General features: G+C 34.4%; 27 protein-coding genes and 1 pseudogene. 18 read left to right on the top strand and 10 right to left on the bottom strand.

Going from position 1 to position 22857, the window contains the following annotated elements; all coding sequences use genetic code 11:
- Positions 1–299: 299 nt before the first annotated feature.
- Complete coding sequence (locus A3G9_RS1000000110250) at positions 300–470, bottom strand: hypothetical protein (RefSeq protein ID WP_002818565.1); 171 nt, start codon at positions 468–470, stop codon at positions 300–302.
- Positions 471–654: 184 nt separating this feature from the next.
- Between A3G9_RS1000000110250 and A3G9_RS0106805 the strand changes: the two genes are divergently transcribed.
- The 10 genes from A3G9_RS0106805 (at position 655) to A3G9_RS0106760 (ending at position 8600) form a co-directional block, all read left to right on the top strand.
- Positions 655–1158, top strand: a complete 504-nt coding sequence (locus A3G9_RS0106805) for a GNAT family N-acetyltransferase (protein WP_002820281.1) — start codon at positions 655–657, stop codon at positions 1156–1158.
- Positions 1159–1373: 215 nt separating this feature from the next.
- Complete coding sequence (locus A3G9_RS0106800) at positions 1374–1733, top strand: helix-turn-helix domain-containing protein (protein WP_002818567.1); 360 nt, start codon at positions 1374–1376, stop codon at positions 1731–1733.
- A 518-nt stretch (positions 1734–2251) separates the two neighbouring features.
- Positions 2252–3523 carry a D-alanyl-D-alanine carboxypeptidase family protein gene (locus A3G9_RS0106795; protein ID WP_002821600.1) on the top strand — a complete coding sequence of 424 codons (1272 nt, stop codon included), beginning with the start codon at positions 2252–2254 and terminating at the stop codon, positions 3521–3523.
- A gap of 97 nt (positions 3524–3620) precedes the next feature.
- The gene (locus A3G9_RS0106790) at positions 3621–4424 is read left to right on the top strand and encodes an alpha/beta hydrolase (protein ID WP_002817398.1); all 804 of its coding nucleotides are present in this window, start codon (positions 3621–3623) and stop codon (positions 4422–4424) included.
- A 329-nt stretch (positions 4425–4753) separates the two neighbouring features.
- Entirely contained in the window at positions 4754–4918 is a 165-nt protein-coding gene (locus A3G9_RS1000000110245) for a hypothetical protein (protein WP_002818570.1), read from the top strand.
- A 301-nt stretch (positions 4919–5219) separates the two neighbouring features.
- Positions 5220–6107, top strand: coding sequence for an ABC transporter ATP-binding protein (locus A3G9_RS0106780; protein ID WP_002818571.1), 888 nt, complete (start codon positions 5220–5222; stop codon positions 6105–6107).
- On the top strand, positions 6107–6979 hold the full coding sequence (locus tag A3G9_RS0106775; protein ID WP_002821601.1) for an ABC transporter permease: 873 nt from the start codon (positions 6107–6109) through the stop codon (positions 6977–6979). The genes A3G9_RS0106780 and A3G9_RS0106775 overlap by 1 nt, the downstream gene beginning before the upstream one ends.
- A 30-nt stretch (positions 6980–7009) precedes the next feature.
- Positions 7010–7459, top strand: coding sequence for a LytTR family DNA-binding domain-containing protein (locus A3G9_RS0106770; RefSeq protein WP_002821602.1), 450 nt, complete (start codon positions 7010–7012; stop codon positions 7457–7459).
- A gap of 2 nt (positions 7460–7461) precedes the next feature.
- On the top strand, positions 7462–7863 hold the full coding sequence (locus A3G9_RS0106765; RefSeq protein ID WP_002818576.1) for a DUF3021 domain-containing protein: 402 nt from the start codon (positions 7462–7464) through the stop codon (positions 7861–7863).
- 104 nt (positions 7864–7967) lie between these two features.
- A complete protein-coding gene (locus tag A3G9_RS0106760; protein ID WP_002818578.1) occupies positions 7968–8600 on the top strand; it encodes a L,D-transpeptidase in 633 nt (210 codons plus the stop codon).
- A 41-nt stretch (positions 8601–8641) separates the two neighbouring features.
- On the opposite strand, the gene A3G9_RS0106755 is transcribed toward A3G9_RS0106760, so the two are convergent.
- A complete protein-coding gene (locus tag A3G9_RS0106755; protein ID WP_002818580.1) occupies positions 8642–9238 on the bottom strand; it encodes an NAD(P)H-dependent oxidoreductase in 597 nt (198 codons plus the stop codon).
- A gap of 99 nt (positions 9239–9337) precedes the next feature.
- Here A3G9_RS0106755 and A3G9_RS0106750 point away from each other — a divergent pair, with 99 nt between their 5' ends.
- Complete coding sequence (locus tag A3G9_RS0106750; protein ID WP_002818582.1) at positions 9338–9805, top strand: winged helix DNA-binding protein; 468 nt, start codon at positions 9338–9340, stop codon at positions 9803–9805.
- Between the two features lie 58 nt (positions 9806–9863).
- Here the strand turns inward: A3G9_RS0106750 and A3G9_RS0106745 are convergent, their stop codons facing one another.
- Entirely contained in the window at positions 9864–10169 is a 306-nt protein-coding gene (locus tag A3G9_RS0106745; RefSeq protein ID WP_002824371.1) for a hypothetical protein, read from the bottom strand.
- A 615-nt stretch (positions 10170–10784) separates the two neighbouring features.
- Here A3G9_RS0106745 and A3G9_RS1000000110490 point away from each other — a divergent pair.
- Entirely contained in the window at positions 10785–11372 is a 588-nt protein-coding gene (locus A3G9_RS1000000110490) for an MFS transporter (protein ID WP_002818585.1), read from the top strand.
- Positions 11373–11873: 501 nt separating this feature from the next.
- Here the strand turns inward: A3G9_RS1000000110490 and A3G9_RS0106735 are convergent.
- Together A3G9_RS0106735 and crcB are read right to left on the bottom strand one after the other, a co-directional pair.
- A complete protein-coding gene (locus A3G9_RS0106735; RefSeq protein WP_002817386.1) occupies positions 11874–12233 on the bottom strand; it encodes a CrcB family protein in 360 nt (119 codons plus the stop codon).
- Entirely contained in the window at positions 12230–12616 is a 387-nt protein-coding gene (gene crcB / locus A3G9_RS0106730; protein ID WP_002817385.1) for a fluoride efflux transporter CrcB, read from the bottom strand. The genes A3G9_RS0106735 and crcB overlap by 4 nt, the downstream gene beginning before the upstream one ends.
- Positions 12617–13185: 569 nt before the next feature.
- On the opposite strand from crcB, the gene A3G9_RS0106725 reads away from it, so the two are divergent.
- From A3G9_RS0106725 to A3G9_RS0106715, 3 genes are read left to right on the top strand one after another with little or no spacing between them, the layout of a single operon-like run.
- Complete coding sequence (locus tag A3G9_RS0106725) at positions 13186–13734, top strand: TetR/AcrR family transcriptional regulator (protein ID WP_002817384.1); 549 nt, start codon at positions 13186–13188, stop codon at positions 13732–13734.
- Position 13735: 1 nt separating this feature from the next.
- A complete protein-coding gene (locus tag A3G9_RS0106720; RefSeq protein ID WP_002818587.1) occupies positions 13736–14797 on the top strand; it encodes an ABC transporter permease in 1062 nt (353 codons plus the stop codon).
- Positions 14798–14799: 2 nt separating this feature from the next.
- Positions 14800–15474, top strand: a complete 675-nt coding sequence (locus tag A3G9_RS0106715) for an ABC transporter ATP-binding protein (RefSeq protein WP_002817382.1) — start codon at positions 14800–14802, stop codon at positions 15472–15474.
- Between the two features lie 16 nt (positions 15475–15490).
- Here the strand turns inward: A3G9_RS0106715 and A3G9_RS0106710 are convergent, their stop codons facing one another.
- Genes A3G9_RS0106710 through A3G9_RS0106700 form a run of 3 tightly spaced genes read right to left on the bottom strand, consistent with a single transcriptional unit; the run spans position 15491 to position 18012 of the window.
- Positions 15491–16150 carry a TetR/AcrR family transcriptional regulator gene (locus A3G9_RS0106710; RefSeq protein ID WP_002817381.1) on the bottom strand — a complete coding sequence of 220 codons (660 nt, stop codon included), beginning with the start codon at positions 16148–16150 and terminating at the stop codon, positions 15491–15493.
- Position 16151: 1 nt separating this feature from the next.
- Positions 16152–17297 (bottom strand): ABC transporter permease, encoded by a 1146-nt coding sequence (locus tag A3G9_RS0106705; protein ID WP_002821604.1) that lies wholly within the window; start codon positions 17295–17297, stop codon positions 16152–16154.
- Entirely contained in the window at positions 17275–18012 is a 738-nt protein-coding gene (locus A3G9_RS0106700; RefSeq protein WP_002818590.1) for an ABC transporter ATP-binding protein, read from the bottom strand. The genes A3G9_RS0106705 and A3G9_RS0106700 overlap by 23 nt, the downstream gene beginning before the upstream one ends.
- Positions 18013–18287: 275 nt before the next feature.
- Between A3G9_RS0106700 and A3G9_RS0106695 the strand changes: the two genes are divergently transcribed.
- Positions 18288–18800 (top strand): 2'-5' RNA ligase family protein, encoded by a 513-nt coding sequence (locus A3G9_RS0106695; protein WP_002820279.1) that lies wholly within the window; start codon positions 18288–18290, stop codon positions 18798–18800.
- Positions 18801–18997: 197 nt separating this feature from the next.
- Positions 18998–19675 carry an MgtC/SapB family protein gene (locus A3G9_RS0106690; RefSeq protein ID WP_002817379.1) on the top strand — a complete coding sequence of 226 codons (678 nt, stop codon included), beginning with the start codon at positions 18998–19000 and terminating at the stop codon, positions 19673–19675.
- A 168-nt stretch (positions 19676–19843) separates the two neighbouring features.
- Here A3G9_RS0106690 and pnuC read toward each other — a convergent pair.
- Positions 19844–20576 (bottom strand): annotated as a pseudogene (pnuC, locus tag A3G9_RS01000000109540) (nicotinamide riboside transporter PnuC).
- A 174-nt stretch (positions 20577–20750) separates the two neighbouring features.
- Positions 20751–21974, bottom strand: a complete 1224-nt coding sequence (locus A3G9_RS0106680; protein ID WP_002818595.1) for a hypothetical protein — start codon at positions 21972–21974, stop codon at positions 20751–20753.
- Between the two features lie 84 nt (positions 21975–22058).
- Between A3G9_RS0106680 and A3G9_RS1000000109930 the strand changes: the two genes are divergently transcribed.
- A protein-coding gene (locus A3G9_RS1000000109930; RefSeq protein WP_094515910.1) for an IS5 family transposase occupies positions 22059–22846 on the top strand; the annotation gives its coding sequence in 2 pieces (ribosomal slippage) (positions 22059–22326 and positions 22326–22846; 789 coding nt in all).
- The last annotated feature ends 11 nt before the right edge of the window (positions 22847–22857 follow it).

Genomic DNA, 22857 nt, shown 5'->3' with positions numbered 1-22857 from the left:
TATTCTTTTATCCTTAAATATATATTTATTTAACCCCAGCTTCTTAGGATTTAGTTATGGAAACATTATCGTTTTTATATCTTTTCTTTTTGATGTTTATCCAAATATCAGCGATCACTTATATACTTTTTTTGTTGATGTGTATTATTTTCACTGCCTGGAGTTTTATCCGGACTTTCAGAAATAGCTAGTCGATAAATCACTAATACTATTAAAAACATTCCGTTTGGAACTGATGTGTTGACTAAACGATTAATAAAAAGACTCGATTGCTCTTTTTTTAAATAATTTTTATCTACTTATTTTTTTTGCTTTTTGCTTTCCTCATCATCTTCATTATTTAAGTTCTTTTTAATGTCTTCGGCTCGGTCTTCGGCGAGATCTTTAGCGTTTGAAAGAATTTCTTTAGTTTCTTTAATCGTTTTTTTGATTTGCCCTTGTTTTTTACTTTTGTTATTTTTCAATGGCATAATTTTCCTCCCAACAAGTTCTTAAAAATGTTTTTTATTTGTGATTAATAATAGCAAAACTTTGTTTTTGATGAGAACCGATCTTTTTTCGTTAAGTTTTAAAGACATTCTTTGAGGTAATCTGATTGTGTAAAATTTAATTAATGCATATAGGTTATGGACGATTTAAAGTAGGAGCAAATAAATGGAGATAAAAATTAGAACGTTGGAGAGAAAGGACTTAGATCTTGTCCACAAATTGGATAATGAGAGAACGACGATGGCTTTTTGGTTCGAAGAACCTTACGAATCATTTGATGAGTTAGTTAGCTTATACGATAAGCATATTCATGATGATCGGGAGCGTCGTTTTGTGGTTGATAAGGATGGTGAATTTGCCGGTATTCTCGAACTTGTAGATATTGATTTTATCCACAGAACTACCGAAATTCAAATTATTATCGAGAAAGCGTTTCGTGGAAATGGCATTGCAACAATTTCTATGAAAAAAGGGTTGGATTATGCTTTCAATACATTGAATATGTACAAAGTATATTTATACGTTGACGTAGATAACGTTAAAGGACTTCACATATACAAAAAAATTGGTTTCGTTGAAGAAGGGAAACTCAGAAAACATTTTTTTGCTAATGGAAAATATCATGATAGCTATCTAATGGGAATTTTTCGCCAAGAAGTTAAATATTAATATCGCTATTGGAATTGTCCTTTTGGATCATTTTTTGGTTGTATTTGAAAAAAATTAAAAAAATTATGCCAATATCTAATCTTCATTTAATAGAAAAAATTGTTTTCAAATATTAGAATTTTAAATGTTTAGAACGTTAACTACTCATGTATTTATTTAGTAATGAAAACTGATTCATTCATATGAGAAGAACGTTTTTAAGAGAGGAGACAGCCGTGACCGACCTAACAGATTTAGCCAGCAAACTATTGGATTTACAAAAGCAGGATCATTTCACGCCAAGATCATATCGAACTGAAATTGAAGATTCGATTCGTTTTTCGACAGAACACGGTTACGGAGATTTGGCGATAAAAGTTCGTGATTTGTGGGATCACTTATCAGACAGTGATCATAAAAAAGAATTGCTTGACCCAAACAAAACCAAAAAGCTAAATATATACCAAAAGAAACAAAAGGCTTATCAAATGCGCAAGGAAGGCATATCCTACTCGGCGATTGCTGATTATATCGGTATTAGTTCGACGACAATCTATAAGTGGCGACAGGAGTTTCAAAGAAAACAGTTATATTAATTTACGCATTTTTACGATGAATTATTTTCCAATTTTATTGGGTAAAAATCAGAAATTACTTTTTGGCGTCAGAACATATTATTCGATATTTTTTATTTATAGTTAATTTTATTTTTATGTAAACTTGATAATTTGATGTTAGCATCTTATTTGTAGCCAAATAGGTGACTACATAAACATAGCTTTTAATTGAACATTTGAGCTTCAGATTATTTTTTCATTGCGCGAACCGTCGTTATTAATTAGCGACGGTTTTATTTTTTATTTAATATCCAGTTTAATTTTATTTAAGTTTTCTTGACTACATTGATCATTGTGTTTGGTAGAACAAATGAAATTAATCTCTATTATCACTAATTTCTTTTGTTGATTGAAAACAGACCGTCAGAAAATCTGACTTTAGTGGGTGGATTTGACCTTTTTCATGAAAGCAAAAAAACACCATTTGATTGGTGGTTTTTATTTAGTAATATTGATCAATTGAATAAACAAGTTTTATAACTGGAAAGGAAAAATTAGTGCAACTGAAAACCTTTAAGCAATTCATATTATCTTTGTTTGCTTTTTTTACAGTATTTTCAATCAACGTTTTAAAAGTGAAAGCAGCAATTATTACTCCTTCAATCAAGGCGAAGGGGGCAATTGTAATAGATGAAAAAACCGGACAGATTCTTGCTTCGAAAAATGCTGATAAACGCTATCCGATTGCGTCTATAAGCAAGCTGTTAATTGCTTATCTGGTTGAAAAAAGAATAAAAGAAAATAAAATATCTTTAAACACCAAAGTTAAAATCCCATCCGGAATTGTGGCAATTAGTCAGGAAACAACCATTACTAATGTACCTTTGAGTGCTACTCGCTCATATACGATTAAGGAGTTGCTGGAGGATGCCTTGCTACCGTCGGGAAATGGTGCTGCAATTGCTTTAGGAGCGGCGATTACTGGAAGTGTTTCAAAAACCGAGACAGCAATGGAAAAGCTTCTTTACTCATGGAATATCAAGGGAGTAAAAATATATTCACCGGCTGGATTGACAAATGGAGAAATGGGAGCTTATAAAGATAAATCGGCTTCTGATGATGCTGAAAATAAATTATCTGCTAAAGAGTTGGCAGAGGTATCCCGTCATTTGATGCTTGATTTTCCTTCAATTCGAAAAATTACCGATAAATCTTCTGCGGTCGTCAGTTCGACCAGCGGGTCTTCTTATACAATCGAAAATACGAATCAACTTTTAAAGAACATTAAGTCTCCATACAAATTCACTGGAATTAAAACAGGATCAGCCGAATCTATTGGTGGGAATTTTATCGGTGAAACAAGAATCAAAGGCCAAAAAGTAATTACGGTTGTTTTAGGCAGTGGCTCGATGACTGATGAATCAACCAGATTTGTTCAAACTGTTTCGATGCTTTCACAGCTTAATAAGGCAAGTTCTATAAAGAAAATCGCAAAAAGCGAAGGCTCAGCCAAACTAATTGCCGCTACTGGAAAAAATGGAAAAGTAAAAACCATTAATAGCTATCGATATTCACTTTTTGTTCCGAAAAAAAAGACAAGTCTAGTTTATAGCAGCATAAAAGTTAAGAAAAATATTTCGTATCCCTTATCTAAAGGAAAAATGATCGGATATGATGAAGTAAAAACAAGCAGTAATCTAGCAAATGATTTTCTCTATGGGAAATATTTGTCAGTTAAAGTTGACAGTAACGAAAGGGTCAAGGAAACTAATTTTATAGTTCGTGCTTGGCGACAACTGTTTTTCAGCAAAAGTTTTCAAACAAATTAAAATTTGATAAGTTTTTTCACAGTTCAAAATTACTGAATTATTCTTTATCTATATTTATCAAATATTTCAATTTTTATTAGGGAGTTTCAAAAAACAAATGGCATTTTTAGAAGTTAATTATTATTCACGGGTTTTGGGAATGAATCGGGTGATGAACGTTCTTTTGCCTGAAGAATCTGATCATAATCCAAATTGGACAAATGACAGTTTGAAAGATTTGCCGGTACTTTATTTATTACATGGCATGTCCGGCAATCATTTTGATTGGCAGAGAAAAAGCGATATTGAACGTTTACTCCGGCAGACAAAGTTGGCAGTTATTATGCCTGCGGCCGATTTGGCCTGGTATACAAATACTGATTACGGTATGAATTATTTCGATGCAATATCTCAGGAGCTGCCCAGAAAAGTTGCCAGTTTATTTCCACAAATTTCAACTAAAAGGAAGAAACATTTTGTCGCCGGCATGTCGATGGGTGGCTATGGCGCTTTTAAATTGGCTTTCTCGAGCAGTTATTTCAGCTATGCAGCCTCTTTATCCGGTACCTTGATATCCAGTTTAAATTATCCTGGTTTTTTGGATATGGAAAAACAAGCTTATTGGAAAGGAATTTTTGGTGATCTTGATAAATTTTCCGGTTCAAAAAATGATATTTTCGAACTAGCAAAGCGCCAATCCAACACCGGCATAGAACTACCGAAACTTTATGCTTGGGTTGGACAACAGGATTTTTTTTATGGTGCTAATGAAAAGGCTATTCCTCGTCTGCGCAAAATGGGATACGATGTTTCTTATGAAACTAACCCCGGCGATCATGAATGGTATTACTGGAGTAAATATATAGAAAATATTTTGCAATGGCTGCCAATTAATTATCAAGCAGAAAAACGTTTGTCATAGTTTTTTGTATCCTTTTATATAGAAAGCGCTTTCAATTTATCGTGAAAGCTGATATAATATAAATAGGGTTTAAACGAGATCGAAACTGATGATTGGTTTCGTCAGAGGTGTTTCCTGAGAGGGGAACAGGGTCTCGGGAATCCGGAAAGCAGCTTCCACCAACATTTAGTGGCATGAAACATCAAAGCTTATTGCTTTAAAGTTAGTGTTTACAAATGTTAGACAGTCTTAGTGATTATGTTAAAACCATATGATCTGCCACTGTTGATGGGGCTGTTTTTTAATAACTATTTTGTTTCCAAGGTATAAAAAATAAAGGCGGTATTGATATGAAAAATAAAGATCTAGAGGACTGTGATATGCTTCAACAAGCTCTGACTATCGAGACGAGATTGCCGGCTAAGAAAGTTCTTGTTTTTGCGGCCACTAATATGATTGCCGGTTTTACCTTTGGATTTTTGATTCGTTCGCTTTTTGATTTAAAAAAACGATAAGATTTTAATTTTTTTAGCCTCTCGTCGAATCTGTCAAAGAATCAATTCGTGCAACTACTTCTCCTCAAAATAACTGATATTTATAAAAAGCAGACCATTTCATGTTGCCCTGCTTTTTAATACATAATGAAATTCTGTCTGTTTTCCGGCTTATCATTTTTTAATTTATTATTGAAATTTTAATATCATAATTTCTACCACTTATCAAATTATCACTGCCACTTATCTATATTTACAATTTAGAGGATCTTTTTTTGGGTAAGCTGTTTTTACGTTGAATAACTAAAAAAAGAGGTAACAAATGGCAACAATTTTAAATGCAACGAGGCTAACGAAAATTTATGATAAGAAAAAAGCAGTCGACAATATCGACATAAATGTTAATGCGGGATCGCTGGTCGCTTTTTTGGGTCCTAACGGAGCCGGCAAGTCGACAACAATCAAAATGTTAACTACTATTTTAAGACCAAGTGGGGGGAAAATTTTGGTTGATGGTGAAGAGAGTCCGGAGGCAATTAGAAAAAATATTGGGATTGTCTTTCAAGAAAGCATCCTTGATAAAGAATTGACAGTTAGAGAAAATCTGCTTTTCAGATCTAATCTATATCAGCGACTACCGAAAAAGAGAGTTGATGAAGTCATTGAAATTGTTCAGGCTGAAGAATTTCAAAATCAGGCTTATGGTTCCTTGTCAGGTGGACAAAAACGTCGGGTTGATATTGCCAGGGCTCTACTTAATCGGCCTAAAATTTTATTTCTTGACGAGCCGACAACTGGCTTGGATATTCAGACCCGAAATCTGATTTGGGGGACCTTGTCAGCGATGCAAAAAAATGAAAATTTGACAATTTTTCTTACTACTCACTATTTGGAGGAGGCCGATCAAGCAGATGATGTTTATATTATCGATCATGGTCATTTGATTGCCCATGGGACATCCAGCCAACTAAAACAGAAATATACAAAAAATGTTTTAACGATTGAGGGAGACAATGATTTTATTGAAAAAGATTTGTCTTGGGGAAACAAATTGCGTGAGTCGCAGGGAAGTTTAATTATCGATACCGATAGTTCCCAAGAAGCAATTTCTTTGCTATCAAAATATGCAAAACAAATTGATCATTTTGAATTTCGGCAGGGAACAATGGATGACGTCTTTATATCACTGACAGGAAAGGAGATTCGTTAATGTTTTCATTAATGAAGCGCAATTTAACACTATATTTTAAAGATCGGTCAGGACTTTTCTTTTCGATTTTGAGTTCTTTGATTGTTCTGGGTCTATATATTGTTTTTTTAAAAAACGGAATGCTTAAAAATTGGTCTGAAGTTCCGCATACAGTGAAGGTTCTTGATCCTTGGCTGATAGGTGGAATGCTTTCTGTAACCGCTACAACAACAACTCTGGCGGGCATAAATCGATTGGTAAAAGATCGTGAACAACAACAATTGCAGGACTTTTTAATTACCCTTGTTAAACCCTTTTTAATCCAATTAGGATATTTTCTAAGCGCAGTTGTTATTGGCATTATTATGCAAATAATTGTTTTCTTAACTGCGTGGGGATATTTTGCTTATTCAGATAATATCGAAGTGGAAACAAATGTTTTTTTGCCTTTGTTGGGTTTAGCGATTATTAATGCTTTTAGTGCTTCAGCAATTAGCTTACTAGTCGTTACGTTCATTAAAAAGTTAACGACACTTTCAACTGTTTCTTCAATTATCAGCACGGCATCAGGTTTCTTTTCCGGAATTTACATTCCGATTGGTTCTTTACCAACTTTTGCACAAACTCTGATCAAAATTTATCCAGGATCTTATTCGGCATCGTTATATAGGCGCCTTTTAATGAATAATCAATTGAGTTCTTCTTTCAAGCATTTATCGAACAATGAATTAATCGATTTCAAAAAACAGTTGGGAATAGGCTATCAATGGCAATCAATGACGTCGAGTACTCAAGAATTTTCTGTCCTGATCATTGCATTATTGGCCGCTCTTTTGATTGTTGCTTTCAAATCATTTTTTGAAAATCGCCTGCGAAAAGATAGAAGGTTATAATATTCAGCAACTAGGACTGGAGAAAAAGATTTGAAGATTTCGTTCTTATCGAACAACAAATTATCGGAAAATGAGGTGATTGTGCAGGTTACTGCACATGATTATTCGGATAACGTCAATCAATTAATCGCTTATATAGAAGAATATAAACACTTCGACCAGATAATTTCGATCAACGTCGGTAATGCAATTAAATTTATTAATCAGGATTCGTTGGTTGCAATCGAAGTTTATGGAGACGAACTTAGATTTTTTTCTGAAAAAACAGCTTACACGACCCGGGGCCGACTTTATAAAACTTTGGAAAAACTTGATCGCCGATTCGTTCAGATAGCTCGTGGCACGGTTATTAACATTAATTATCTTCAATCTTTAGAAGCTGGCTTTTCTGGAAACATGACGGCGATCATGAAAAATGATAGAAAAATTAATGTTAGTAGGAGATATTTAATCAATTTAAAAGAGAGGCTGGGCTTATAAATATGGATCTTGCAAGGAAAGCTATCAGAGGTGTCTTGGTTGGAATTGCCTTTAGTTCATCAATCTATCTTATTTCAAAACTTTTTTCCAAAACGCTTCCTATTTCAAAACTCGAGATTTTTAGTGTTCTTCTACTTGGCGCTTTTATTGGTTTATTTTCATTGATTTTCGAAATGGACGAATACTTGAGTTTTCTTGCCCAACTTATAATCCATTTCTTTTTGACCGCTTTTACTGTTTTTATTTATGCCTATGTCAATAATGTACATGTAACTTTAATTGGTGGTTCGCTTGGATTTATTTCCATTTATATAGTTGTTTGGCTAATTGTTAAAAGCCAAATAAACCATGATATTAAAGAAATTAACCAAAAGTTGTCGGCAAAAAAAAATGAAGACGATTAGAGTGATTATCTAACTTTAATAAAAATAGTTCAGGTATCTATAGAATGAAAAAAATTTTCAATTTTTTATATTGATTTAGAAACACTGTGATAGACTTAGGTTTGATGTTGAAAAAACAAAGGAAAAAAATTTTTATTTATCTTTTCCTGTTTTTGGTTTTTTTATCAGCTGCCGGATACGGAATTAATCGGGAACACTATAAAAATCAACTTATCTCATCGAGGGCTAAAGCCAAGAAACTTCGAGACAAAAAGAAGGAAACCTCATTCAAGTCAAGAATGAGAGCTGCAGATTGGCAAAAACCTTCTGAAAAAGCATCTTATCCGGTTTTATCAAAATATAAAAACGTTTGGATAGATGTCTCCATCGCCAAACAGAGAGTATATATAAAAAGTGGCAATAAAATTCTATATGAAATGTATTGTTCGACTGGAATTGATGATTCAACACCAACGGGAACTTACAAAATTCAAAAAGAACGGGGAACATTCTTTTATAATGCGTCATCCAAAGAGGGAGCTCGTTATTGGGTATCTTGGAAAGACAATGGTGTTTATTTATTCCACACGGTACCAACAGATAAGAACGGTAAATATATAGTTTCTCAAGCAAAAGAACTTGGCAAAAAACCGAATTCTCATGGCTGTGTACACCTATCGATTCCGGATGCCAAATGGATTTACAAAAACATTTCCCAAGGAACCAAAGTTGTTGTTCACGGTACTTTTAAAGCCTGAAAATTTTGCCGCTAGTTATCGTTTTGAAGAATTTCCTGATTTTATAAAATTATTTTTTTGATTTTTTTTAAATCATTAATTCTTTGTTCTTTGCTTCGATCTTCAGCGTTAAAATTAATAATTTTAAAATCCTTAAGACCCATTTTTCCAAAGACACCGCGTTTCAGCATTTTGCCCAATTGATTTCCATAATGAAATTTATAAATAATTTTTGGTGTTCCGATTGCTGTTAAAACACGTATTTTTGTCTTGACCGGCAAAATTAATCTATGACCATTTGCTTTCTTTATCTGTCCTTTGGCGAAAACTTTATCAATGAATCCTTTCGTCAACGCCGGCATCATCTCCCACCAAATTGGAAAAATGAAAATGATCTCGTCGGCATCTTGCAGACGATCAAAGTAATTCTGACTTTGTTTATCGACAAAACTTTTCGTTCGCCAATTTAATAAATCGTTTTTGCCCATGACTGGATTAAAATTGTCTTTTTGCAGGTCAATTATATCAACACTATTTCCACTGTCTTTCAGATCCTTGATTGCTTGTTGAGCAAGAGCTGCAGAGTAAGAACGCTTGTGTGGCTGATTATGACTGGCGGTAATACCGTAGGGATGATCAAAAATAATTACAGTTTTCATTTTTGTGGTATCTCACTTTCTTTTTTATATTCCAAGGAATATAATTATTATTGTACTTTAGACAATAAAAGTCAATATATATTCCAAGGAATTTATTTTATGAACAATTTTAAAAAGATTAGTCATGAACTTCGCCGATATCGCAATTACGATAATACGGAAAAGGTTAGGAACTATTTATTAGAGCACACCGTTTCAGATGGTTTAGCCGAACTTTTGAATTCACTTTCAATTTCTGATCTGGACGTTTTAAGTACTGTTATTCGGCATCACGATTCACGGATTTCAGAAATTGTAAAACATTTGTCTTTTACTCAGGGGGCAGTCTCTAAAATAGTCAATAAGCTTTTTCGATTGCAATTGATTGAAAAGTACCATCTTGCAGATAACAAAAAAGACACCTATCTGAAAGGGACCGAAACAGGAGAAAAAATACATTTATTGCACGCAGAATACCATCGAGAAATGGATCAACGATTATTGAATTTTTCTAAGGGTTTTAGTGCAAATGAATTAAGCCTTATTGGAAATTTTCTCGCATCAATTAACGATCTTCGCGAAGAATGAAAGAATAAATAATTTTAATATTTAGGCAGCTAGCTTTGATCAGCTAAACCGAAGGCTTTTATTTTTCTCGGGCAAGCAACTGCTGTTTTTTGTAGAATTCGCATAATAAAAGCAAAAGGCCGAGGCTTCCGGCGAATATTCCTAAATACATGGCTGGGGATAATCTTAAATTGATAGCGGAGACGATAATTATCGAAGCATTACTTAAAAAGCAACTGCTTAAATAAATTATTTTGAAGGTTTGATTCAATTCGATGAATACGCAAATAATTTGATAGGCATTTAAAATTGCGACGAAAACAGCGATTAAGACAGAAATTTTAGTGACTAAAACATTATCACCGCTAATTGGAAAGTGCTCCATATTGTCGATTCTTAGTGCAAGTGCTATATACATTGCGATAACTGCAATGACAGTTTTTTTAAAAAAAAGAAATATTTGTAAAAAAGGCCTTCCGATATACATGTCGCTTCTCTCTTTTATTTCCTACGGCTCTATTTTAATTTAAATAACTGATCTAGAATCAAAATAACTATCTTGATTTCCATTAAAAGCATAGTTGTTTTTAACCCTAATGAGATATTGGGCCTATAAGAATTATCTTGGTCAGTTAACTTTGTGTATACCAACATTAGGTTAGAGGGACAAAACATGACGATTAAAAGTTTGAAGTGAGGTTTTTCCATTAAACTTGTTCTTTTCTATTGTTTAATGTAATCTCGAAAGATATGAATAATAGCTCAAAAAAGCTTATTTTCCACTTATCTTCAGTCCGTTTGCTTCTCAACTGGGTTCTGCTATTTACGTTTTGGGACTCAATTGGTTACTTGTTCGAGCAACCGGAAATACCAAGTTATTAGGATTAATCGAAGGATCAGGAGGCTTGGCATTTCTTTTAGGAGATTTTTTAGTTGGATTATTAGTTGACCAGTATAATCGAAAAAAGTCTTGATCTGGACAGATACCATTTCAGCGTTGATGTGCTTATCAGGCAACTTTTACGTAAATAATGAACAACCACAAATCTGTTTGTTAATCATAATTACTTTCGTTTTGAATTTAATGCTTGCTCTGAATTATCCGGCAGCCAAAGCGATTACTCCTGAAGTGGTTATTAAAATATACTTACAAAAATTTAATGCCATATCAAATACTTTTTTTAATCTAGCTAATATGGCTGCGCCGCTCGTAGGAGGTGCATTATTAGCAATCAAGAATATTGATTTTAGCGAGTTTTTGCTAATCAATGCATTGTCATATATAGTGGCACTTTGTATGAATTTTCTGATACCATATAAAAAAGTTCAAGATGAAAAAAATAATGCGAAAGAATCTATTGTTACAAGTACCCTGATCGGTTTCAAGTACGTTAAGAATCATTCAAATTTGTTGATGTACATGTTGGCTATGGGGATTTTTAATTTTTGCTATGCTGGTTTTCTATTGGCAGCTCCTTACATTGCACATCATTTTTTTCAGGGAAATTCAACAAACTACAGTTTTTTTAACAGTTTCCGCTGTTGGAGGATTGTTGGGAGGCGTGTGGTTTACTTTTCAAAAACGTAAAATTAAACCAGAAAGAATTTACTGGGAGCAATTGTTCTATGGTATTATGCTGGTTTTTGCGGAATTTTCTTTTCATTAACTGCTTGGATCTTAATTGCTTTAATTTATGGTATATTTCAGGCGAGATTCTTTGGAAGCATTACTACCTTTATTCAAGATGAAACGGATATTAAATTTTCAGGTAGGATATTTGGACTGACATTCCTGTTTTTTGATGGAATTCAGCCTTTAGGTGATTTTATCTTTGGCTTTTTCGTCAGCAGTTGGCAGCGATGGACTTATGTAATTTTGGGTATATGTTTGGCAATTTTTTTCTCGATCTTGTTATATTCAAATAGAAATAGCAAACGAACAATAAATTAAAAAATGAATAAATGAGCTTTTAATATTTCCTGATAAAGAATGTTTTAACCGACCCGAACGAGATAACGGGATGTTTGATGATAAAACATTGCAATATTTTAAATTTTGGGTTTTTAATTACTTTATTGATATATAAAATCACAAATTGCCAATAAAAAAACCTAAAAAAACACCGAAAAATCCTAATAAATAAGTTGCCAAGAGATATTTAAAAAATTGCCGATATTGATGAGACTTCAGTAATTCTATGTTCTCCAAGTTAAAAGTTGAAAAAGTTGTAAAAGTAGCGGTAAAGCCCATACTTAAAAAAAGATATACATTTTCCGATAAATTAAGCGAATAAAACAAACCCAAAAGAAGGCATCCCAAAAAGTTAATCAAAAAAGTTGGCCAGGGATAAATCATATTCAACCATTTTTTCTTAATTGAATTGGTTATTTGATAGCGACCAAGAACACCTAATGCGGCGCCCAAAGCGACTGAAAATATTTGAATCATTTGTTTTCCTTTCTTTTAATTATTATTAATTTACTTAAACAATATCCCAGAAAGACGAACAATAACCCGCTTAACATTGTTACGAAAAAATAGCTTATAGCTTTTAAATATTGATCTAATTGAAACATTTTGAAAATTTCTAGTTCGAAAGTTGAAAAAGTTGTGAATGAGCCAACGAAACCAGTTGAAACTACCGCAACGAGTTGATTTATCGTTTTTTTTGCTTCGACAAAAAAATAATACATAAAACCCAAGAGAAAACAGCCGATCATGTTAATTATCAAAGTACCGTAAGGATAAGCGCTGTTATCGATAGTTAATTCTATTGCAAAGCGTGATTCCGCGCCCAAAACTCCCAATATTATCATCAAAAAATAGTTCATTTTATTTCTCCAAAAAAAGAATGTCTCTTCATAATATATTTATTTCTTTTTCTATTCAATTAAATTTAAAAAAGTGAAAGAACAATTTCTTTTTAAATACTTTATTTACGCTTAATTAAAATTTTATTTACACTTAATTGTTGAGAAATAGGCTATTGCTTGTAGCCGCAAATGGCTACAACACCTTAGTATTAAGAACGGCTTTTAATCGAAGTTAAATTTTTTGAACTTTTTTCATTTCATTAAATAGATTCAACAGATCAATGCATATCGGACTACCATTCAATGGTGGTCTTTTTTTCATCCAAAGAAACTCCACTTTTGGTGAAGTTTTATCTTACTTAACGTTAAATATAAATTTATTATTCTTGTCAGTGACCTTACTAAATTACTTATTTTTTAATCATATTCCGACGACTAAAAAATCGTCTATTTTTATTAAATTGGTATATATAGAGAAACCAATCATCTTCTAAAAATATGATTGGTTTTTAGAAAAATTGACGCCGTGTCACCATTCTGATAGAATTTATCTTAGTGACGTGGTGTCACTTATTTAGAGGATATTAATGGTATCAAAAACTTTTCTTAATTTGGACTCAAAAAAACAGGCACGGATAATTGCAGCTTTAAATCAAGAATTTTCAAGTTATTCCTTGGCTGAGGCCCAGGTGGCGCGGATTGTTAAAAATGCAGCCATCTCTCGTGGAGCTTTTTATAAATATTTTGATGACTTGGATGACGCATATTTACATCTCTATAAGTTGGCTATGACTGATATTCACCGAAATATCGTTGGGCGGCTGAATAACTTTAATTTTGATCCTAATTTATATATCGAGGAAGTTGAAAATTTCGTTAATCAAATTAACCAGACTGATTATTATCAATTTATAAAGATGCATTTTTTGAAGAACGAATCCTTGTTGGCTGGTAAAAGAAAATCTCCTTCTAGAGGAAGCTCTTCCTCAACTGAAGAAAATGATCGGCAATGGGCTGCCAAAGTTATGAGCCATGAAACTATCAAACTGATTATGCTGAATCCAGAAATAAAGGACATGGCAATCACACGTTTGGCGGTTTTACTAAAACAATTATCCAAAAAAGGGGATGAATGAAATGTTCTTGGCTTTAAAAGAAATTAAACGAGAAAAGCTACGTTATGGACTGATTATATCGATGATCGTTTTAATTGCTTATTTGATTTTTGTCCTGACCAGCTTAGCTTTGGGCCTGGCTCAAGAAAATACTCAGGTGATTGATTCTTGGCATATAAAACGAATTGTTTTGGACAAGGATTCAGATATTAATTTATCTCAATCTTTGATCACGAAGAAGGAGTTAAGCACTTTTAAGCTAAGCAGAAAAGATGCTTATATCGGCCAAGCTTCGATAGTAGTTAAATCGAAAGGGAATAAAAAGGAATCTGCTCAGTTTATCGGCTTGGATAAACACCAATTTATTTTTAAGAATATCAAACTGCTTAGTGGACGTAAAGCAGCTAGTAATCGGGAAATTGTTGTCGACGAACAATTCAAAGATGACGGCTATCGACTCGGCGAGAAAGTCAGTTTCAATTCCTTCTCTGGAAAATATCAAATTGTTGGCTTTACTAAAGGCGCTAAATTGAGTGTTGCTCCAGTCGTTTACGGAACTTTGAGTGCCTGGAAAAAAATGCAGAGTAGCAGAAGCGACTTTAAAGCCAGTGCGGTCGTTTCCCAATCTTCTAATTTTAAGGCAGCTAATTCTCAACTAAAAAGTTATTCATCAGGAAAATTTATTAATCAATTACCGGGTTATTCGGCCCAAAATTCAACTTTTACTTTCATGATTGCTTTCTTAATGATTATTTCTTTAATTGTAATTGCTGTTTTCTTATATATATTGACAATTCAAAAAATAAAAAATTATGCGGTTCTGCGGGCCCAAGGAATTCCGGCGAAAATTCTTGTTATTGCGACGATTTGCCAGTCGGCAATTCTTGTTGTTAGCGGTTTGATTATTGCTGCTCTTTTGACAATTTTGACTGCTGTTTTTATCCCGACTGCCGTGCCAATGAGTTTTAATTTACCTATTTTGCTGTCCGTTGCTGTTGGTTTGATTATAACCGGACTTATCGGCGCATTGATTCCAGCCAGGATCATTGTCCGTATTAACCCGATTAGCGTGATTGGAGAATAAATATGTCAGTGATTGAATTACGGAATATCAATAAAATTTTTGGAAATAAAATAAGCCGAGTCCACGTCTTGAAAAATATAAATTTTTCTGCCGAAAATAATCAATTTAATTTAGTGTTGGGTCCTTCTGGTTCTGGTAAAAGCACTTTTTTGACAATCGCAGGTGGATTGCAAAAACCAACCTCCGGTCAGGTAAATATTGAAGGTCAACCAATTGAAGGTCTTTCGTCAAAGGACCGGGATACTTTGCGTTTAAATAAAATTGCTTTCATTCTCCAATCATATAATTTGCTTCCATACTTAACCGTAAAAGAACAATTTGTCTTGGTTGATAAAGTCAAAAATAAGGGTAATTTGGATAGTTCCAGTTTGGATTCGCTCTTAAAGAAATTAGGAATTGAGGAACTGCAAGAAAAATACCCCGGGGAATTATCAGGCGGCCAAAATCAGCGAGCGGCAATTGCAAGAGCACTGTACACGGACCCCAGTATTATATTGGCGGACGAACCGACGGCATCGCTGGATAGCGATAATGTGAAAGAGGTTGGCAGTTTATTTAAATCTTTAGCAAAAGAACAACACAAAAGCATCGTAGTTGTCACTCACGACTTGCGTTTAGTGGATTTTGCCGACAAGATTTATGAAATTCTCGATGGCAGAATGAAACTGAAAGAATAGTGATTGTCGAAGCAAATTAATTATCTTGATTTGCTTTTGATAAGGCTTTTTCCAGTAGAAGAATTGTTGCGTTGATTTCCTCTCCCAGAGAACTTTTATCGTTGACATGATAGCCTATGACCGTCCCGGCAACTGAACTAAAAATAAATCTGAATATTTGATAATTAGGCAGCTCGATTAATTGATTATTTTGTCGCAAGTTATTCAAAATCGGGTTAACATAAGCTTCTAAACTTTTTTTAAACTTTGTGATTACAATCTTTGCGAATTCAGGATTTGTTAACATCTGATTTAAGATAACTTTGATTGCCGGCAGATTTTTTTCAACGAAATTACTACGGTCTTGCACGATATCGGTTAAATATTCATGCAGAGTCATTTCCTTATCTTTTAAACTATTTTCCGAAAATTCATTAATTGCATCTTCAAAGACTATTTTTAATATTGGTGCGATACCGTTAATGAGCAGATTTTTTTTCGTTTTAAATTGCTTATAAACAGTGCCTTCTGCTACACCAGCTCTTTTTGCAATGTCGGATGTTGAAGTTTTTTCGTAACCTTTTTCGGAAAATAAAATCAAGCTGGCGTTTAACACGGCTCGTTGTTTTTTGGTTAGAACAACTTTTTCTTTTATAGCGCTCTCAAATAAGGACAGTAAGCTATTTTCTTTCGTCAATTTAGACTCTCCTATAACGTCTTAAACCAATAATGTTAATAGAAATTAAAATGACTGCAAAGGCAGCCAAGATTAATAAGTCGATTCCGATATTTTCTATTCCGGCTCCTTTTTTAATTACGTCGATCAAAGCATCGCCGCCATAATACATTGGAAAGATATGGGCGAAGATTCGCCAAAAGCTATTCATATCACTAAGATTAAACATTCCGGAAAAGAAAACCTGCGGTACGATTAAAATCGGTATAAATTGAATCATCTGAAATTCGGATGAGGCAAGCGTTGAAACCAATAGTCCCATTGACAAAGCGACTAATGCGAGTAATAGATTGATTAGCATTACCAACCAGATTGATCCACGACTATTTATGCCAAGAACGTAAATTGCATAAATAACTACCACGATAGTTTGCAGAATTGCTAGTAATCCATATGCTCCAACATAGCCGGCAATTATTTCCTGCCTTTTAACCGGACTGGTTAATAACCTGCCAAGTGTTCCCGTAGTTCTTTCCTGTAGTAGCGAAACGCCGGAAATTAAGAAGACAAAGAAGAAAACTAAAAATCCAACTAAAACAGGCGCAATTGCGGTAAAAAGACTGCTATTGGCGTTTCCATAAATATACTTTTCTGATAGCGATAGAGAATTTCCATTTTTTTTGCTTCCTAATTTACTTTCGATTGCTTTTTGCTCGGTAGTCGGCAATGATTTGATGACGGAATTCAATTCTTGTTGCGATTGATTAATTTTCGATTTAATTGATTTAATTTGATCTTTTGTAATACTTTTAACCAGATTCTCTTTAACAACGGCTGTTAAAGAGGTATCTGCATTTTGATAGGTGACTGTCAATTTCTGGTTTTTTTGTTTTAAAAGAGCCGCAAGATGATACTTCTTCAAATTTCTTGAAATACTCCTTTTATTATTGATAGCAACCAAGTTGATTTTACTGTTTTTTTTCAATTGTTTCATTAAATTTGGGCTGACATTTTCAGTTCCCAATCGAGCACTTAAATTGGTATTTGATTGCAAGATTAAATAAAGAAGTCCCAGAACCAGCAAAGGCGCCAAAAATACAAGTGCTAGAGTCCTTTTGTCGCGACTAGGTTCTTTTAGGATTCTTTCAAAGATCACTAGAGTGCGCATTTTTTTCTCCTGTTTTTATGAATACTTTTTCTATTGAATTAACTTTATAATCAGACTCTAATTTTTGTGGCAGATCGTCGGCAATTATTTGGCCGTTTCGCAGCATTAATACCCGATCAACATGTTCGACTTCATCCATTACGTGGGTGGTAACAATAATAGTTTTTCCTGATTTATGAAGTTTTCTTAATTCTGCCCAGACCTGAACTCTTAGTTCCGGATCGATTCCAACGGTTGGTTCGTCCAATAGAATTATTGGCGAGTTCGCTAATAAAGCAATTGCCAATGATAGACGACGTTTCATGCCTCCCGAGTAATTTGAAACTCTTATATCTAAAGAATCTTGTAGGTCGACAATTTCACTAACCCGCTTGATCTGATCTCTTAAAATTTCACCGGGTTGTTTCATTAAACCGGCAAAAAACCTTAAATTTTCTCTGCCACTGAGGGATGTGTAAAGAGCATCGCTTTGCGCCATATAGCCGATTTTTCCTAAGACTTCTCGGTTTGGCATGCTTTTGTCGAGTACGGTTATTTTTCCGCTATCCAATTTAATCATGCCTAAAATAGCAGCAATCATAGTCGTCTTTCCGGTGCCTGATGGACCGATCAAGCCAATTAATTGGCCATTTTTTATTTGAAGACTTATATTTTTTAAAACATGATTTTGTCCAAAACTTTTTGAAACTTTTTCCAGCGTTATTACGTTAGTCATAATTTCCTCGTAATCGGTTGAGTAAGTGAGCGGTCACTCACTAAATTAATTATACAACTTTTCAATTGAACTCCAATCTGTAGATCAACAAATCAACTATATTGAGGTCAGAGTTTTCAATCTGTGTTTACATAAAAAAGCTTTCGATAGAAAAAGTTGAATTTCCATTAAGAAAAAATTTTGTGTGAACAATTTTCTCGATATGATCTTATATTCAAGAATAAAGACATGATAATTTTTAAATGAACTAATTTGAAATAATTTTTTTGAATAAAATGTTAAGATCGATACTCATTTTTCCACAATTTGCAAATAATTTGGAGATAGATCTGATTAGGAAACGAATTGATCCTCTCTATAAGAATATCAGGCCGCATATATCCTTGGTTTTTCCTTTTGACAGTCCAATTTCCGATGATCGTTTAATTACGCTTACTCAAGAGAGTTTGAAAAAAGTCGACTGTTTCAAAATTGAACTAAATCATCTGGATGGCGATTTCCGTGGCGGTTATATTTGGCTTGAAGTCGGGCAGGGTCGAAAGGAAATAGAAATTATTCATGATTCGTTATATAGGAACTCGGAATTATCCATTTTTTTGCGGAAAGATATTCCTTATGTTCCTCATTTGACGGTTGGGCAACAGCTGAGGGCACTTCAAGCTGAAGGACTGGCTCGTCAATTGAATAAAAAAAGTTTTCTTTTTGAAAGCGAAATTAAATCGATATCGATTGAATATATTCTTCCAAATAATGATTCTGAGGAATTTTATCAAGCATTTTTAAGATAATTTTTGTGTTCTTATTCTAATGAACTTTTTTATATTATATTATGTAGAAACTTGGGGACTTCTGTATAAGCTTTTTTGAAACAAACATGGTATCTAGGCAAAATATTAACTTCGAGTTAGCAGGAAAATAAAAAAGCTTTCAAGCCATAGGTTTTTTAATTTTTGTCTATGCCATAATTAGCTAGAAGGAACAATCTATGAACGATACATATTTAATTACACAGATTGAATTATTGCTCAGATTAATTGTTGCAGGGGTTTGTGGTTTTGCAATTGGTTATGAAAGAAAAAGCCGATTAAAAGAGGCTGGAGTTCGAACCCACATGATCGTTGCTCTTGGAGCGGCCCTGATTATGATTGTTTCCAAATACGGTTTTGTCGATGTTGTCCAACTGAAAGGGTATGTACTTGATCCGTCACGAATTGCGGCACAAATTGTTAGTGGAATCGGTTTTCTTGGCGCTGGAATGATTTTTGTTAGAAAACAGGCAATCAATGGTTTAACGACGGCAGCAGGTGTTTGGACAACAGCCGGAGTTGGTATGGCCATTGGTGCTAAATTATATTTTATCGGCGTTTCAGCTACAGTAATTGTTTTACTGGTTCAAATTATTCTTCGTCATAATTTTAAGTGGATGCCGTTGCCTGAATCTGAGCAAATTGATATTGAATTTGACAAAATAGCTGATTCGATTGCTTTTATACAGAAAAAATTTGCCTCCAACAATATCGAGATTATAAATCTTAGTGCCGATAAAAATGGCAATGATAGTATCCATGTAGAATTGTTTGTCAAATTACCACAAGGGTATGATCCTGCACGATTAATGGATCTTTTTAAAGATAATCCACATGTCAAGTCAATTGAGTATTGAAAGCGCTTTTTTATATTGTTATAATATAGATAAGGATTAATAGAGATCGTAAACAGCGGCTTGAGTCTGCTAAAGAGATTTCTCCTATATGAGCAAATCGGATCTCAGATAATCCGAGAGCGGTTCTCATCACTTGATGATGGGAGCCGTTTTTTTAATGATGACAAGTTAGGCATTCTTGGTTCCTCCTTCATTGTCGGCCTCGCCGCTTCCCCAAACTTTGATGGCATAGATACTGTTAAAGAGCAGGGCAGCCTGTAAAGCGATTTGTGAAAGATTGGCTCCTAAATTACCGATATTCGTGTAACCGGCAATCGTTTGATAGGCCAAAGCTGCCCAATAAATTATATTGGCTGAATTGACAATAATCCATAGCGACCAGTTTTTTTTACTTCAATATATAAAGCGTTTGAGCGATAATGCTTACAACAAAGTTAATGCTGTCCAAGTATGGTAATTGTCCATGTATGATTGAAAGAATCCACCAACCAATTGCCCAGGCAATGAAGGCGCCTAAAAAGATCCAATTTCGAATTGTTTTGGAAAAGGAATGAGTTGCTTCGTCGTGTCCCCACATTAACCATCCGATTGGTTGTGAAATGACATAAACGATATCCATTGCGAATGATCCATAAGCATGGCTGATCCAAGCGACATAAGCCATTGCCAGGCATTGGATTAAGCCAAAAATGAAATTTATTTTCCGCCCCTTCATTCCGTAAATCAGGCAGAGAACTCCGGCAACGCCGGAAACCATGCCGATTAAAGAATCTGGAACAATTGCGTAGACTGCAAATTGCAACAAAATCAAAATTGAAATATAAATTACTTCAAACTTCTTCCAATTAGCGAATAATTGAACGTAAATCCAATGAAAAATTCCTGTTGATTCCGATCCCATGATAAAACTCCATTAAAATAGATTAGAAATAAGCTTCCAAAGGATTCAATCAGCTAGCGAAGTTTGTCGAAAAGCTTTATTTCATTCAAAAGGTATCATGTAAAGATCCAATTTACAACTATTTTCTTGGTTATTTTACTGGAAGACGATCAAAGGGTTATCTTTGAATATTGATCATTTGACAGGATTTCCATCTGAAAAATGCGAAATAGCTGCCAAAATTGAAAAATCCTTACCAAATCGTTTAATAGAAAGATAGTTTTCAATTAAATCTTTAAAAAGAATATAACGAATATGATCATGCAAATCATGGTTGCGCATGTAATGAGGACGATTGAATTGTGCTAAAACTTCATTTTCGCGATGGTCCGGTGCCACAATATAGAGCATCATATCGTTTTGATTAACTTGATAGAAGTCATCCATTCGATTCATGCCGGACATGATCGATGTTGATTTCTCGACTTCGAAAGAAGCAATCGGCAGATCGTTTTTTGAAAACCAGATTACATCAATTAAAGAGACCGTTTCACGAATATGAATTGGTAATCGATTAATAGTTTCCGGAAGTCTTGCTAAAGAAACATCCCCAAGACGATTTCCTTGATAATGTCGATTATGATCATTTGAAGCGATCCAAGAACGATAGCCGATATTGTTACCGATATCGGCTAAAATATATTGAATTTTATAGTGCAAATTTTTTAATTCATCATTTTCCAATTTTTCTTCAATTTTTTTCTGTGTTTTATTTTCTGTTTTGATATAAACTTCCGAGTTTTCCCGGACAACATAATTCAATTTTCCAATATCAAACAAAAAGGCCGAAACGGCTCCAAGATCCTTTGAGAAAAGTCCACTAGCCTGATTTAATTCAATAACCCCATCCCGTAATTTAAAGTAATCGACCCATTTGCCCAAACGAATCTTTGAATGCGTTAAATAGTTATAGCCCTCGACAATTTTCGTATTGAATGGACAAAAAATTGTTGGTTCGAGAAAATAAAGAATATTAGCGACAGCAGGCCCAAGCCCTTTGATTTTATGTTTATCTAATTCATTAACTGCCATCAGCATTTTAAGATCGTTATTTGTGTGAAGTATTTGATCGAACATCTCGGCGAATGCCAACTGATTTTCCCGGTTTTCATAGATGTCGGGGATTCTCATTTTCGGTTTCCACATAAAGGCATGCTTAGCGCCTTTAAAAATCTCTTCCTGGCTTGCAATTACGTCCATGACTGTTTCAAGCGCGGAACCGTGAAGATCACGCGGGAAAGAAGCATCGCGGATTGTTTCGATAATTTTTTTAGTTCCTTTCCGAACCTGATTGAAAGCCTTTAAACGTTCTTCGCTGTGAGTGAACCAAGTTTGATAGAGCAATTCCTTTTTTTGCATGTATTGATCGATCAGATCTCTTAGAACCTGTCTAGTATCTGCTGAATCTGGTAGAATTGTGGAAAACCGACTGAGGAGTTTGTCATGCCAGATTATCCAAGCAATATTTCTCGAGCGCAATTTGCGTTAATACAACCTGATTTAGAAAACTTCCGCAAGCATACAAGACCGCGTCGTTATGATCTTTATGACGTATTCAATGCCATCCTTTACTCGCTTACTACAGGGTGTCAATGGCGTGAATTACCGCACGATTTCCCGGAATGGCACACTGTCTACCGCTATTACGATATGTGGCGAGATAAACCAGACCCGACAGCTGATTCGCTATTAGAAAGGCTTTTAAAAAAACTGTTGCTTCCTATCGCTTTGCACAGGGCCGATCGGCCCGAACGTCGTTTGTGATTGTTGATGCTCAAAGTGTTAAAACCACTGATTTAACGAAAAATAGTGGCTACGATGGCGGCAAAAAGATTTCAGGGATTAAGCGTCATATGGCGGTTGATATTAATGGTTTACCACAAGCCATTCTCGTGACACGAGCTAATGTATCAGATCGTTCAGGTGCATTGGCTATGTTTAGTTTGGCTAGCCAAAATTTAGAGCTGGTTCAGCATGTCATGGTTGATGGTGGCTACACTGGCAATGACTTTGCGGATCAGGTGAAGCTCATTTTGAATGCTAAGACGACGGTAGCTAAACGCAACGAGTTGCATATGTTCACGGTGTTACCGCAACGATGGATCGTTGAACGTTCATGGAGTTGGCTAGACAAATGTCGGCGACTTTGGAAAAACTGTGAACGTGCCCTTAACAGCAGTCTTCAAATGGTTGTATTGGCCTTCCTGAAGATAGTTCTTAAAAGATACTAGACAGGTTCTTA

Origin of the sequence: Oenococcus oeni DSM 20252 = AWRIB129 (genome assembly GCF_000372485.1) — a bacterium.
Classification (GTDB): Bacteria; Bacillota; Bacilli; order Lactobacillales; family Lactobacillaceae; genus Oenococcus; species Oenococcus oeni.
Note: the sequence above shows the minus strand (reverse complement) of the source record. Positions and strands in the feature narration are given on the sequence as shown.

Coding starts and splice junctions, on each gene's coding strand:
- A3G9_RS1000000110250 (WP_002818565.1), bottom strand. CDS start 470: ATGCCATTGAAAAATAACAAAAGTAAAAAACAAGGGCAAATCAAAAAA.
- A3G9_RS0106805 (WP_002820281.1), top strand. CDS start 655: ATGGAGATAAAAATTAGAACGTTGGAGAGAAAGGACTTAGATCTTGTC.
- A3G9_RS0106790 (WP_002817398.1), top strand. CDS start 3,621: ATGGCATTTTTAGAAGTTAATTATTATTCACGGGTTTTGGGAATGAAT.
- A3G9_RS1000000110245 (WP_002818570.1), top strand. CDS start 4,754: ATGAAAAATAAAGATCTAGAGGACTGTGATATGCTTCAACAAGCTCTG.
- A3G9_RS0106780 (WP_002818571.1), top strand. CDS start 5,220: ATGGCAACAATTTTAAATGCAACGAGGCTAACGAAAATTTATGATAAG.
- A3G9_RS0106775 (WP_002821601.1), top strand. CDS start 6,107: ATGTTTTCATTAATGAAGCGCAATTTAACACTATATTTTAAAGATCGG.
- A3G9_RS0106765 (WP_002818576.1), top strand. CDS start 7,462: ATGGATCTTGCAAGGAAAGCTATCAGAGGTGTCTTGGTTGGAATTGCC.
- A3G9_RS0106760 (WP_002818578.1), top strand. CDS start 7,968: ATGTTGAAAAAACAAAGGAAAAAAATTTTTATTTATCTTTTCCTGTTT.
- A3G9_RS0106755 (WP_002818580.1), bottom strand. CDS start 9,238: ATGAAAACTGTAATTATTTTTGATCATCCCTACGGTATTACCGCCAGT.
- A3G9_RS0106750 (WP_002818582.1), top strand. CDS start 9,338: ATGAACAATTTTAAAAAGATTAGTCATGAACTTCGCCGATATCGCAAT.
- A3G9_RS0106745 (WP_002824371.1), bottom strand. CDS start 10,169: ATGGAGCACTTTCCAATTAGCGGTGATAATGTTTTAGTCACTAAAATT.
- A3G9_RS1000000110490 (WP_002818585.1), top strand. CDS start 10,785: ATGTGCTTATCAGGCAACTTTTACGTAAATAATGAACAACCACAAATC.
- A3G9_RS0106735 (WP_002817386.1), bottom strand. CDS start 12,233: ATGATTCAAATATTTTCAGTCGCTTTGGGCGCCGCATTAGGTGTTCTT.
- crcB (WP_002817385.1), bottom strand. CDS start 12,616: ATGAACTATTTTTTGATGATAATATTGGGAGTTTTGGGCGCGGAATCA.
- A3G9_RS0106725 (WP_002817384.1), top strand. CDS start 13,186: ATGGTATCAAAAACTTTTCTTAATTTGGACTCAAAAAAACAGGCACGG.
- A3G9_RS0106720 (WP_002818587.1), top strand. CDS start 13,736: ATGTTCTTGGCTTTAAAAGAAATTAAACGAGAAAAGCTACGTTATGGA.
- A3G9_RS0106715 (WP_002817382.1), top strand. CDS start 14,800: ATGTCAGTGATTGAATTACGGAATATCAATAAAATTTTTGGAAATAAA.
- A3G9_RS0106705 (WP_002821604.1), bottom strand. CDS start 17,297: ATGCGCACTCTAGTGATCTTTGAAAGAATCCTAAAAGAACCTAGTCGC.
- A3G9_RS0106700 (WP_002818590.1), bottom strand. CDS start 18,012: ATGACTAACGTAATAACGCTGGAAAAAGTTTCAAAAAGTTTTGGACAA.
- A3G9_RS0106695 (WP_002820279.1), top strand. CDS start 18,288: ATGTTAAGATCGATACTCATTTTTCCACAATTTGCAAATAATTTGGAG.
- A3G9_RS0106690 (WP_002817379.1), top strand. CDS start 18,998: ATGAACGATACATATTTAATTACACAGATTGAATTATTGCTCAGATTA.
- A3G9_RS0106680 (WP_002818595.1), bottom strand. CDS start 21,974: ATGCAAAAAAAGGAATTGCTCTATCAAACTTGGTTCACTCACAGCGAA.